This is a genomic window from Curvibacter sp. PAE-UM, assembly GCF_001432305.1.
Lineage (GTDB): Bacteria > Pseudomonadota > Gammaproteobacteria > Burkholderiales > Burkholderiaceae_C > Hylemonella.
Genome location: NZ_KQ483358.1, coordinates 2,375,113 through 2,387,360, shown reverse-complemented (window position 1 = coordinate 2,387,360; position 12,248 = coordinate 2,375,113). Strand labels below are relative to the sequence as shown.

8 protein-coding genes are annotated in these 12,248 nt (G+C 65.8%); 3 read left to right on the top strand and 5 right to left on the bottom strand.

What is annotated here, in order from left to right; translation table 11 throughout:
- From AO057_RS11540 to AO057_RS11525, 4 genes are all read right to left on the bottom strand, one after another.
- Nucleotides 1-492 (bottom strand): Crp/Fnr family transcriptional regulator, encoded by a 492-nt coding sequence (locus AO057_RS11540; RefSeq protein ID WP_057676026.1) that lies wholly within the window; start codon nucleotides 490-492, stop codon nucleotides 1-3.
- Between the two features lie 215 nt (nucleotides 493-707).
- Nucleotides 708-4,703: a phosphoribosylformylglycinamidine synthase gene (purL, locus tag AO057_RS11535; protein ID WP_057676024.1), complete on the bottom strand. Its 3,996-nt coding sequence runs from the start codon at nucleotides 4,701-4,703 to the stop codon at nucleotides 708-710.
- A 217-nt stretch (nucleotides 4,704-4,920) separates the two neighbouring features.
- Nucleotides 4,921-5,895 carry an FHA domain-containing protein gene (locus AO057_RS18480; RefSeq protein WP_057676021.1) on the bottom strand — a complete coding sequence of 325 codons (975 nt, stop codon included), beginning with the start codon at nucleotides 5,893-5,895 and terminating at the stop codon, nucleotides 4,921-4,923.
- The gene (locus AO057_RS11525; protein ID WP_168163368.1) at nucleotides 5,892-7,388 is read right to left on the bottom strand and encodes a S1C family serine protease; all 1,497 of its coding nucleotides are present in this window, start codon (nucleotides 7,386-7,388) and stop codon (nucleotides 5,892-5,894) included. Before AO057_RS11525 ends, AO057_RS18480 begins: the two co-directional genes overlap by 4 nt.
- Nucleotides 7,389-7,456: 68 nt before the next feature.
- Here AO057_RS11525 and map point away from each other — a divergent pair, with 68 nt between their 5' ends.
- From map to AO057_RS11510, 3 genes are all read left to right on the top strand, one after another.
- Nucleotides 7,457-8,272, top strand: a complete 816-nt coding sequence (gene map / locus AO057_RS11520; RefSeq protein WP_057676018.1) for a type I methionyl aminopeptidase — start codon at nucleotides 7,457-7,459, stop codon at nucleotides 8,270-8,272.
- Between the two features lie 41 nt (nucleotides 8,273-8,313).
- Entirely contained in the window at nucleotides 8,314-10,902 is a 2,589-nt protein-coding gene (locus AO057_RS11515; protein ID WP_057676016.1) for a [protein-PII] uridylyltransferase, read from the top strand.
- Nucleotides 10,903-11,034: 132 nt separating this feature from the next.
- Entirely contained in the window at nucleotides 11,035-11,649 is a 615-nt protein-coding gene (locus tag AO057_RS11510) for a 3-keto-disaccharide hydrolase (protein ID WP_057676013.1), read from the top strand.
- Nucleotides 11,650-11,693: 44 nt separating this feature from the next.
- Here AO057_RS11510 and def read toward each other — a convergent pair whose 3' ends face one another.
- Nucleotides 11,694-12,233: a peptide deformylase gene (gene def / locus AO057_RS11505; RefSeq protein WP_057676011.1), complete on the bottom strand. Its 540-nt coding sequence runs from the start codon at nucleotides 12,231-12,233 to the stop codon at nucleotides 11,694-11,696.
- Nucleotides 12,234-12,248: the final 15 nt, after the last annotated feature.

Below are 12,248 nucleotides of genomic sequence, written 5' to 3'. Positions count from 1 at the left end.
TCAGGTACTCGCGATACGCTTGCTCACGTCGAGCATGCGCGTGGCCATGATGGCGCTCAGGGCCATGGACAGGGAGAGTGCCACGGTGGGGTGCTTCTTGCCCAGGGTCTCGAAATCCTCGGGGCTCATGGTCCAGACCTTGCAGTTGCTGTAGGCCACCACCGAGGCGCTGCGAGGCAGGCGCGAGAAGAAGCTGCCCTCGCCAACCACGGTACCGGGCCCGAGAATGGCGAGTTGCATCAGGCCGCTGTCGGTCTTGACGTCGACCTTGAGGTTGCCTGTCTCCAGAAAATAGAGGTTGCGATCCTGGGCGCCCTGCGAGATCAGCAGGTGGCCCCGCTCGTAGGCGTGCGGATGCAGGTAGTCGGCCACGATGTACCAGGACTGCGCGCCAAGATGGCGTGACAGCACGCCATCCTCGGTATTGCGCGAGATGGCGGTGATGAGGCCGTTGACCGCACTGTTCTGCGTCAAGGGATTGAATGAATCCATCGGACACCCTTTCCACGGGTCCGACGGACCCGCTCATGTAGCTCGGCGATGCTCGCTTGGAGTATTGGGTGTCCCCCCGGGGCTGTCAAGCTCGCAAGCCCGGCACCCGCAGGAGGGACCGATGATTCGTGGTGATGCCTGCGCCGGAATCCTGCGCGTCGCTTGCCCGAGGCCCCCAAAAGTGCATCACCCCCCGGCTCACACCGGGGAGAGGTTCAGCCCACCCACTTGCGCGCGTTGCGCCAGATCTGCATCCAGGGACTGTGGGCGCCCGGGTCACCCTTGGTCCAGCTCATCTGGATGTTGCGGAACACGCGCTCAGGGTGCGGCATCATGGCCGTGAAACGCCCATCGGCGGTGGTGACCGCGGTCAGGCCACCGGCGCTGCCGTTGGGGTTGTAGGGATAGGCCTCGGTGGCCGCGCCCGTGTTGTCGACAAAACGCATGGCGGCGATGGCCTTGCCGGCGTTGCCGCGGTAGGCGAAGTTGGCGTAGCCCTCGCCGTGTGCCACGGCAATCGGCAGGCGGCTGCCGGCCATGCCCTGCAGGAACAGGCTGGGCGATTCGAGCACTTCCACCAGGGACAGGCGCGCCTCGAAGCGCTCGCTGCGGTTGGTGGTGAAACGCGGCCAGTCCTGCGCGCCCGGAATGATGTCGGCCAGCTCGGCGAACATCTGGCAGCCGTTGCACACGCCCAGGCCAAAGGTGTCGGGGCGCGCGAAGAAGGCCTGGAACTGCCCGGACAGCACGGGGTTGAAGGTGATGGAACGCGCCCAGCCGATGCCGGCACCCAGCGTGTCGCCGTAGCTGAAGCCGCCACAGGCCACCACACCCTTGAAGTCTTTCAGGTTCGCGCGGCCGTTCTGCAGGTCGGTCATGTGCACGTCATAGGCCTCGAAGCCGGCCTCGGTGAAGGCGTAGGCCATCTCCACGTGCGAGTTCACACCCTGCTCGCGCAGCACAGCCACCTTCGGCCGGCTCTTGAGCAACGCTGGTGCGAGACCTTGCGCCGGGTCGAAGGTGAGGTGCACGTGCAGGCCAGGATCGTCGGGCGCGCCGGCGGCGGCGTGTTCCTGGTCGGCGCAGGCCGTGTTGTCACGCTGCTGGTTGATCTTCCAGCTCACGCTGTCCCAGACCTGGTGCAGGTCGAAAAGTTTGGCCGAAAACACGGCCTTGGCATCACGCCAGACCTGCAGCTCACCCACACCCGCGCCGACCGTTCCACCGGCCGGCCGGGTCTTGCCGACCACGTGGCTGAATTTCGAGAGGCCAAAATCGCGCAGCACCTGCATCACCGCGTCGCGGTCTTCGCTCTTCACCTGGAGCAGCACACCCAGTTCCTCGTTGAACAGGGCCTTGAGCGTGAGCTCCTCGCGGCGCGCGCTGACCTGGGATGCCCAGTTCTTGCTGTCGCCGGTGTCCATGCGGCTGTCGGAGATGCCGTCGCCTTCCGTCACCAGAAGGTCCACATTGAGCGCCACGCCCACGTGGCCGGCAAAGGCCATCTCGGCCGCCGCGGCCAGCAGGCCACCATCGCTGCGGTCGTGGTAGGCCAGGATCCTGCCCTGCGCACGCAGGGCGTTGACCGCCTTGACCAGATTGATCAGGTCCTGCGGGTCGTCCAGGTCCGGCACGGTGTCACCGGTCTGGTTCAGTGTCTGCGCCAGGATGGACCCGGCCATGCGGTTCTGGCCCTTGCCCAGATCGACCAGCAGCAGCGTGGTGTCGGCCGTGTTGTCCAGTTGCGGGGTCAGCGTGCCGCGCACATCGCCCAGTGTGGCGAAGGCGCTCACGATCAGCGAAACCGGCGAGGTGACCTTTTTCTTCTCGTTTCCATCGCTCCACTGGGTGCGCATGGACAGGCTGTCCTTGCCCACGGGGATGGAGATGCCCAGCGCCGGGCACAGTTCCATGCCCACGGCCTGCACGGTGGCATAAAGCGCGGCGTCTTCGCCGGGCTCGCCGCAGGCGGCCATCCAGTTGGCCGAGAGCTTGACGCGCGCGAGTTCGATGGGCGCAGCCAACAGGTTGGTGATGGCCTCGGCCACGGCCATGCGACCGGAGGCCGGCGCGTCCAGCACGGCCAAGGGCGTGCGCTCGCCCATGCTCATGGCCTCGCCCTTGAAACCGGCGTAGTCGGCCAGGGTCACGGCCACGTCGGCCACCGGCACCTGCCAGGGGCCGACCATCTGGTCGCGGTGCGTCAGGCCGCCCACGGTGCGGTCGCCGATGGTGATGAGGAAACGCTTGGATGCCACGGTCGGGTGGCTCAGCACGTCGATCACGGCTTTTTGCAGTTCCACCTCCGTGAGGTCCAGCGGCTTGAAGTTGCGCGCGATGGTCTTCACGTCGCGGTGCATCTTGGGCGGCTTGCCCAGCAGCACGTTCATCGGCATGTCGACCGGGGATTCAGCACCTGCGTCGGCCAGCACCAGCTGGCGCTCTTCGGTGGCCACGCCAACCACGGCAAAGGGGCAACGCTCGCGTTCGCAGAAAGACTTGAACTGTTCCAGCGACTCGGGCGCGATGGCCATCACGTAGCGTTCCTGGCTCTCGTTGCTCCAGATTTCCTTCGGTGCCAGGCCCGATTCTTCGAGCGGCACGGCACGCAGGTCGAAGCGGGCACCGCGGCCGGCGTCGTTGGTCAATTCGGGGAAGGCGTTGGACAGGCCGCCCGCGCCCACGTCGTGGATGGCCAGGATGGGGTTCTTGTCACCCTGGGCCCAGCAGTGGTTGATGACCTCCTGCGCGCGGCGCTCGATCTCGGGGTTGCCGCGCTGCACGGAATCGAAGTCCAGCTCGGCCGCGTTGGCGCCCGTGGCCATGGAACTGGCGGCACTGCCGCCCATGCCGATGCGCATGCCCGGGCCGCCGAGCTGGATCAGCAGGGTGCCGGCCGGGAACAGTATCTTCTGGGTCTGGCCGGCGTCAATGACACCGACACCGCCGGCGATCATGATGGGCTTGTGGTACGCGCGCTGCACCGTGTCCACATCGCTGGCCACGGTCTGCTCGTATTCGCGGAAATAACCCGCCAGATTGGGGCGGCCGAATTCGTTGTTGAAGGCAGCGCCGCCCAGCGGGCCCTCGGTCATGATCTGCAGCGGGCTGGCGATGTGCTCGGGTTTGCCGCCCTTTTCATCCGACCAGCCACCCCAGAGCCTGGAGACCGTGAAACCGGTCAGGCCGGCCTTGGGTTTCGAGCCGCGGCCGGTGGCGCCTTCGTCACGGATCTCGCCGCCGGCACCGGTGGAGGCGCCGGGGAAGGGCGAGATGGCGGTCGGGTGGTTGTGCGTCTCGACCTTCATCAGCACGTGGTTCACGGCCTCGGACTTCTGGTAACCCGGCGCGCTGCCGGGCCCCATGCGGGCCACGAAACGCTCGACGCGATTGCCTTCCATGATGGAGGCGTTGTCCGAATAGGCCACCACCGTGTGCTGCGGGCTGAGCTGGTGGGTGTTGCGGATCATGCCGAACATGCTGCGCTGCTGGCGCACGCCGTCGATGCTGAAGTCGGCGTTGAAGATCTTGTGGCGGCAGTGTTCGCTGTTGGCCTGAGCGAACATCATGAGCTCGACGTCGGTCGGGTTGCGCTTCAGGTCACGGAAGGCCTGGACCAGGTACTCGATCTCATCCTCGGCCAGGGCCAGGCCGAATTGCACATTGGCCGCCTCAAGCGCAGCGCGGCCGCCACCCAGGACATCCACGTGCTCCATGGGGGCCGGGTGCAGTTCGGTGAACAGGGCGCAGGCTTCTTCACGGGTGGCCACGGCGCTTTCGGTCATGCGGTCGTGCAGCAAGGCAGCCACCTGGCCCAACTGCTCTGTCGTCAGGGCGTTCTTGCCCAGCAGGCCCGATTTGAGCGTCAGGCGGTATTCGACCACGCGTTCCACGCGGTGCACGGCCAGGCCGCAGTTGTGGGCGATGTCGGTGGCCTTGGAGGCCCAGGGCGAGACCGTGCCCAGGCGCGGCGCCACCACCACCAGCGGGCCCTCGGCCGGGCCGGCGTAGGGATCACCATAGGTCAGGAGCGCGGCGAGTTGTTGTTTCAGTTCAGCCGTCGGGGCATGGTCACTGGCCACCAGGTGCACATAACGCGCGGCGATGCCGCTGATCTTGTCGTGGATGGTCTGCAGACGGGGCAGGAGCTGCTGGACGCGAAAAGGGCTGAGGGCGCTGCCGCCTTCGAAAGAGGAGATGTGCAGGGTCACAGGGGTGGCCTTGAGGGGGTGGTGGACGGGTGTCCGGGGGAAAGGCAGGATTTTAGCTCCAGCACGCCCCACCAGCTGTCAGCCTGGCACGGCCCTGTCGCCCGAAACCCTGCGCGGCCAGGCCTGCTCATCCGACCGTACGCAACATCGCAGCCGAAGCCCCCATGCGCGCGTGATGGGCGTGGCCGCAGTTGAGCCGAACGGGCACCAGCGCGACTCAGTCCTCATCCAGCTCGTCGGACACGTCCTCATTGTCAACCGCGCGCTGCTTGTCCACCCGGGTCTGTGTCTGGGCAGCGGCTTCCATGAAACCGGGGATGCCGACCGGACGGGCCACCCGCAGCACCGGATGCCCAGCGACATTCATCACCTGGATGTGGGTCAGTCGCTGGCTGGAGATCCAGGTTTGCCCCAATGGCACGACCAGGGCCAGGACAGCCACCAGGGCGACGCCCCAGCGCAGCACAGGCCAGTGCCTTGGATCCGCCACCTTCAGATGGGCACGCACCGTCAATGCCACCACGACCACGGTCGCGTAACTCGCGATGCGCAAAGGCCACAGCCAGTGGGATGCAAAGGCCAGGGCTTCCAGGGTCTTGTGCAACCAGATCGCCCCGAGGTAGGCACAGCAGACGATGAGCAGGTGGGTGAAAAACCGGTCCGCCCCGCCGAGAACACGCCCCAGCAAGGCGTACATGGCAGCCCAGATGGCAAGGCCCACGGCAAGGCCGCTCAAGGTCGAAAGGTAAGTCGGCGACCCTTCGTACACGTCCTTGACCCAGATCTCCCAGCCGGCCTGGGCCAGCACGGCCAGCAAGGCCAGCAAGGCAAATGGCCAGATGAGCCGCATGGAGAGCGGTTTTTCAGGGGCCAATGCCCAGCCACTGTGGCGCACACGCAGGGAAGAAGACCCGAGTTGAATCTTCGCGTCTTCCTGCACCGAATACACGGCATGGCGCCTGCCCTTTCCCAGGCCGGCGCCCACGCGGATCCCATTGAGCGTGTCCAGATCGTGCAACTGCGCCTGGCCGTGGGCGTCGACCCGCAGCACGGCATGGTGTGCGGCGCAATGGGGGTCATCCAGCACCAGGTCGTTGTCCAGTGCCCGGCCTATGCGCAGCTCAGGCCCCGACATCACGGCCCGGGCCAGAATCAAGCCATCGCGGCGCACGTGCTCCACGACCCAGCTCATTGCAGGAGCTCCAAAAACCGGGCGCTCAGGCGCTGGGCGTTTTCAAAGCTGAAGCCGCGCAAATTCAGCGAACTGGCAAGGCGTTCGCGCGCATCATCCACCTGCACAGCATTCAGTGTGAGGTCGTAAAGATCCTCGAACTTCCGGTAGGCCCGCACACATACCGACACCCGGTACACGTGAGATGCGCCTTGCACATAGTCGCCATGGCATTCGGAACGGGTGATTTCCGAGGTCGCACGCCCGCTGCCGGAAACCGAGCCCGAAGAGCCCATTTTGAGAAACTGCACGGTGGCAAGTTTCTCGTTGCGAAACAGCACATGCTGCAGACTGAGCGAACCCGTATAGAGCTGCCGGCTCACAAACAGCCCTGAATGCAGGCTGCAATCGAGACTGTCGCGCTGAAAGCGCAGTTTTTCATTCTCTGTCCCCCTGGCCCAGCATTTGGTAAGGCTTCCATCCAGCGTGGGAACCTTGCGTCCGTCCAGGGACTGGCTGGCAAAACCTGCGCGGGGGGCTGGCGTTTGAGCGCCATCCCCGGCCTCCGCCATCGTGAGGATTTTGCTCGCCACAAAGTCCTGGTGCACGCGCAACTGGCGGGCTATCTCACTGCGCCATTCCGTGCGGATCTGGCCCTTCACCGCCTCCTGCATCAGGGCCCGCACATACTTCACCGGCACCAGAAAACTCAAGGACTGCCCGTCACGTCGGGTGGCAACGTTGACGCCCACCACACGCCCGCCCTCATCAATCGCAGGGCCACCACTCATGCCAGAGTTGATGGAGCCGGAGAACAGCATCTGGTCGTAGATACGCGACTCCACCAGCCCGTTGTAAATGCCTTCCGAAATCAGAAACCCCAACTCCAGGGGGTTGCCCAGGGAAAATACCTTGCTGCCCTGGCTCAAGGCCTGCTCTCGCAAGGGAAAGACTTTCCACGGAGCGGCCTGGGGCGTGTGATCGATGCGCAGCACCGCAAGGTCATGGATCACATCCACGGCAAGCAACTGGGCCCGCACGGTACGCTCATTGGTGCCGCGCAACTCAAGGCGGTACTTTTTAGGGTCGATGGCCAGGGCCGAAACGACGTGGTAATTGGTGATCACCCAAGCGCCGCGCACACCATCGTCGCGCACCAAAAAACCCGACCCCAGCGACGACTGCTCGTTGGCACTGGACAGGAGCACGCGGACCTGCAGCAGCCGTTCCTTGTTGCGGGAAAACAGTTCACGCACGGATGCCGAAGGTTCGGCCCATACGACCGGTCCCTGCTCGGACGCCTCCGCTGCGCCGCCCGCATCAACCGCCTGCGCCCGCACCACACCGGCCCCAAGGCTTGCGGCAAGCGCGCACAGTACAAGCGCCGCGCCCACCGGTCGCCGGAACAACAAGGCAAAGGGAAACATGGTGAAGTCGCGCACGGCACCCGGCTGTAAAAAATGATGGGGGAAGTTTAAGATGAAAATCAGAACGATAGATTTTCCCAACCGCATGGGATGGGGCATCCCGGCGCTTTGACCTTGCGCCTGCGGTCGATCACGGCCAATGGGATAATTCGCTCATGACGATCACCTACAAAGACGAAGCAGGAGTCGCCGGCATGCGCCTGGCCTGCCGGCTGGCGGCCGAAGTGCTGGACTACCTGACCCCCCACGTGAAACCCGGCGTCACCACCGGCGAGATCGACCGCCTGGCGGCCGAATGCATGAAAGCCCAGGGCACGACCTCCGCCACCCTGGGTTACCAGCCCCCCGGCTACCCCCCCTTCCCGGCCTCGCTGTGCACCTCGATCAACCATGTGGTCTGCCATGGCATCCCCGGCGACAAGGTGCTCAAGAAGGGCGACATCGTCAACATCGACGTCACCGTCATCAAGGACGGCTGGTTCGGTGACACCAGCCGCATGTTCGTCGTCGGTGACGCCTCCATCGCCGCCAAGCGCCTGTGCTCCTTCACCTACGAGGCCATGTGGCACGGCATCGAGCAGGTCAGGCCCGGCGCCCACCTGGGCGACATCGGCTGGGCCATCCAGAAATTTGCCGAAAGCAACGGTTTTTCGGTGGTGCGCGAGTTCTGCGGCCACGGCATCGGCCAGGTCTTCCACGAGGAGCCGCAGGTGCTGCACTACGGCAAGCCCGGCACGCTGGAGGAACTGAAACCCGGCATGACCTTCACCATCGAGCCCATGATCAACGCCGGCAAGCGCGAGATCAAGGAGCTGGGCGATGGCTGGACCATCGTCACCAAGGATCACTCGCTCTCGGCCCAGTGGGAACACACGGTGCTGGTCACGCCCACCGGCTATGAGGTGCTGACGCTCTCGGCCGGCAGCCCGCCGACGCCGGCCTTCGTGAAAAGCGCGGCCCTGACGGCCTGAATCGGCGCCGCTCAGGCCTGATTCCTGCTTGTTCTGGCGTCATGATCAGAACCCAGACCCTCCGCGAGCAGTACCGCGCCCGCAAGGCCGAGCTGCTGCAGAACGTCAGCGACAGCGGCCGCTCCACACGCGGCGTGCATGCGGCCCTGCACCAGCTGGCCCGCCTGGCCGACGACAGTCTCAAGACACTGTGGAAACAGGCCGGTTTCGGCCCCGGCCTGGCCCTGGTGGCGGTCGGCGGTTTCGGGCGCGGTGAACTGTTCCCGCACTCGGACATCGACGTCCTGCTGCTGCTGCCCGCCGGCCAGTCGCCCGACGCGGATGAAGCCCTGCGCCAGCGCATCGAGACCTTCATCAGCAGTTGCTGGGACGCCGGGCTGGAAATCGGCTCCAGCGTGCGCACCGTGGACGAATGCCTGGCCGAGGCGGCCAAGGACGTGACGGTGCAGACGGCGCTGCTGGAGTCGCGCCTGATCTGCGGCAACGCCACCTTGTTCAAGGATTTCCGCTGGCGCTTTCGCCAGGCGCTGGACGCGCGCGCCTTCTTCGTCGCCAAGACGCTGGAGATGCAGCAGCGCCACAACAAGTTCGAGGACACGCCCTACGCGCTGGAGCCCAACTGCAAGGAATCCCCCGGCGGCCTGCGCGACCTGCAGATCATCCTGTGGGTAGCCCAGGCCGCCGGCTATGGCAAGTCCTGGGACGAGCTGGCCCGCACCGGTCTGGCCACGCCCTTCGAGGTGCGCCAGCTCAAGCGCAACGAGGCCATGCTGGAGCTGATCCGCCTGCGCCTGCACCTGATCGCCGGCCGGCGCGAGGACCGCCTGGTGTTCGACCTGCAGACCGCGGTGGCCAACACCTTCGGCTACAGCTCCGACACAGCCGAAGTCAAGACCAAGGTGCGCGCCAGCGAGGCGCTGATGCGCCACTACTACTGGGCCGCCAAGGCCGTGACCCAGCTCAACCAGATCCTGCTGCTCAACATCGAGGAGCGGCTGCACCCGCGCACCCAGGCGCCGCGCGCCATCAACCAGAACTTCCTGGACAAGGGCGGCCTGATCGAAGTCGTCAGCGACGACCTCTACCAGCGGCAACCCCATGCCATCCTGGAGACCTTCCTGGTCTACCAGACCACCGAGGGTGCCAAGGGCCTGTCGGCACGCACCCTGCGCGCGCTCTACAACGCGCGCGGCCTGATGACCGCGAAATTCCGCCAGGACCCGGTGAACCGGCGGACCTTCATGGACATCCTGCGGCAGCCGCACGGCATCACACACGCCATGCGCCTGATGAACCAGACCTCGGTGCTGGGACGTTACCTCTGGATCTTCCGGCGCATCGTGGGCCAGATGCAGCACGACCTGTTCCACGTCTACACCGTGGACCAGCACATCCTCATGGTGCTGCGCAATGTGCGGCGCTTTTTCATGGCCGAGCATGCGCACGAGTACCCCTTCTGCTCGCAGCTGGGTGCCGGCTGGGACCAGCCCTGGATCCTCTACGCGGCCGCGCTGTTCCACGACATCGCCAAGGGCCGCGGTGGCGACCACTCCGACCTGGGCGCCGCCGAAGTGCGTCGTTTTGCCAGCCAGCACGGCATCAGCCGCGAAGACGCGCGCCTGATCGAGTTCCTGGTGCGCGAGCACCTGTCCATGAGCCGCATCGCGCAGAAGTCCGACCTGAGCGACCCCGACGTCATCGCCGCCTTCGCCAAGCAGGTCGGCAACGAGCGCTACCTGACGGCCCTCTACCTGCTCACCGTGGCCGACATCCGCGGCACCAGCCCCAAGGTCTGGAACGCCTGGAAAGGCAAGCTGCTCGAAGACCTGTACCGCTACACCCTGCGCGCCCTGGGCGGCCACGCGCCCTCGCCCGACGCCGAGGTCGAGGCGCACAAACGCGAGGCGCTGGTCAAGCTGGCCCTGCACAGCCTGCCGCACGAGGCGCACAAGAAGCTCTGGGACACGCTGGACGTGAGCTATTTCATGCGCCACGATGCCGACGACATCGCCTGGCACACCCGCCACATCTCCCGCTTTGTAGGCACCGACCAGCCCATCGTGCGTGCGCGCCGCTCGCCCGCGGGCGAAGGCCTGCAGGTGCTGGTCTACACGCCCGATCAGCCCGACCTCTTTGCCCGCATCTGCGGTTATTTCGACCAGGGCGGCTTCAGCATCCTGGATGCGCGCATCCACACGGCGCGCAACGGCTACGCGCTCGATACCTTCCAGGTCGTCACCTCAGGCATGCAGGACCACTACCGCGAGATGACCAGCATGGTCGAGTCCGAACTGGCACGTGCCATCGCCGAGGCCGCCCCGCTGCCCGAGCCCAGCCGCGGGCGGCTGTCGCGCCGCGTCAAGAGCTTCCCCGTCACGCCGCGCGTCAGCCTCAAGCCTGATGAAAAGGCCCAGCGCTGGCTGCTCAGCATCTCGGCCAGCGACCAGACCGGCCTGCTGTACAAGGTGGCACGCGTGCTGGCCCGCCACCGCATCAACCTGCAGCTGGCCAAGGTCAACACCCTGGGCGAACGGGTGGATGACACCTTTCTGATCAGCGGCGACGCGCTGCAGAACAACCGCGCCCAGATCGCCATCGAGACCGAGTTGCTGGACGTGCTGGCTTCCTGAAGCCCCTGGCCCCACGGGCACGCATGCCCCGGGTGCGCACAGACCCTGATTGACAGGCCTCCCCCTTGCCGTGCCATAGTGTGCAGGCAGCATCCTGCTGCAGAACAAGACTCATCCATTGAGGAGACCGTGATGCGACATTCATTCCCGCGCAGGCTTGCCCTGTGCACCGTGGCCCTGGCCCTGGCCGGCTGCGCCCACTGGTCCGGCTCCGGCTGGGTCACGCTGATCGACGGCGAGCAGGGGCTGGAGAACTGGAACAGGATAGGCGACGCCAACTGGCGCATCGAGGCCGGCGGCATCTCGGCCAACCAGGGCAAGGGCGGCTACCTGGTGTCCAAGAACGCTTACAAGGATTTCGAAATCTATGCCGAGTTCTGGGCCGCCACCGACACCAACAGCGGCATCTTCATCCGCGCCTCCGATCCAGCCAAGATCGCGGCCGACAACGCCTACGAGGTCAACATCTGGGACATCCGCCCGGACCCGACCTATGCCACCGGCGCCATCGTCGGCTTTGCGGCCGTTCCCGTGCCCACCGTCTACAAGGCCGGCGGCAAGTGGAACACCCTGGAAATCCGGGCCAAGGGCGATGAGCTGACGGTGAAGTTCAACGGCGTACAGACCGTCAGCACCCGCCACGGCAAATTCCCCAGCGGCCCCTTTGCCCTGCAGTACGGTGCCGGCGTCAAGGGCGCGAACGGCGGCCCGATCAAGTGGCGCAAGGTGCAGATCAAGCCGCTTTGAATTGAGCAACAGGCCGGCACATCGCGTGCCGGCCCGCGTTCACGTCAATCGTCCTGCTCGGCGTCCAGCCCGGGGAACAGCACCTCGGTGTAACCGAACTGCGTGAAATCGCGCACCCGCATCGGATACAGCTTGCCGATCAGGTGGTCGCACTCGTGCTGCACCACGCGGGCGTGGAAACCCTCCACCGTGCGGTCGACCGGATCACCGTACTGGTCCAAGCCCGTATAGCGGACTCTTGCGTAGCGCGGTACCACGCCGCGCAGCCCGGGCACCGATAGACAGCCCTCCCAGCCCAGCTGCTCCTCCTCACCCAGCGGCGTGATGACCGGATTGCACAACACGGTACGCGGCACGATGGGTGCGTCGGGATAACGCGGGTTGAACTCCCCGCTGCCGAAGATCACCAGTTGCAGGTCCACGCCGATCTGCGGTGCGGCCAGGCCGGCGCCGTTGGCCGCCGCCATGGTGTCGAGCAGGTCGCTCACCAGCAGGTGCAAGGCATCGCTGTCGAAGTCGGTCACGGGCTGGGCCACGCGCAGCAGGCGCGGGTCGCCCATCTTGAGGATGTCACGGACGGTCATGGTGCAGGCAGGAAT

What these genes read in the sequence shown, in the direction of transcription:
- AO057_RS11540 (WP_057676026.1), bottom strand. Translation starts at nt 492, where the DNA reads ATGGATTCATTCAATCCCTTGACGCAGAACAGTGCGGTCAACGGCCTC.
- AO057_RS18480 (WP_057676021.1), bottom strand. Translation starts at nt 5,895, where the DNA reads ATGAGCTGGGTCGTGGAGCACGTGCGCCGCGATGGCTTGATTCTGGCC.
- AO057_RS11525 (WP_168163368.1), bottom strand. Translation starts at nt 7,388, where the DNA reads ATGCGGTTGGGAAAATCTATCGTTCTGATTTTCATCTTAAACTTCCCC.
- map (WP_057676018.1), top strand. Translation starts at nt 7,457, where the DNA reads ATGACGATCACCTACAAAGACGAAGCAGGAGTCGCCGGCATGCGCCTG.
- AO057_RS11515 (WP_057676016.1), top strand. Translation starts at nt 8,314, where the DNA reads ATGATCAGAACCCAGACCCTCCGCGAGCAGTACCGCGCCCGCAAGGCC.
- AO057_RS11510 (WP_057676013.1), top strand. Translation starts at nt 11,035, where the DNA reads ATGCGACATTCATTCCCGCGCAGGCTTGCCCTGTGCACCGTGGCCCTG.
- def (WP_057676011.1), bottom strand. Translation starts at nt 12,233, where the DNA reads ATGACCGTCCGTGACATCCTCAAGATGGGCGACCCGCGCCTGCTGCGC.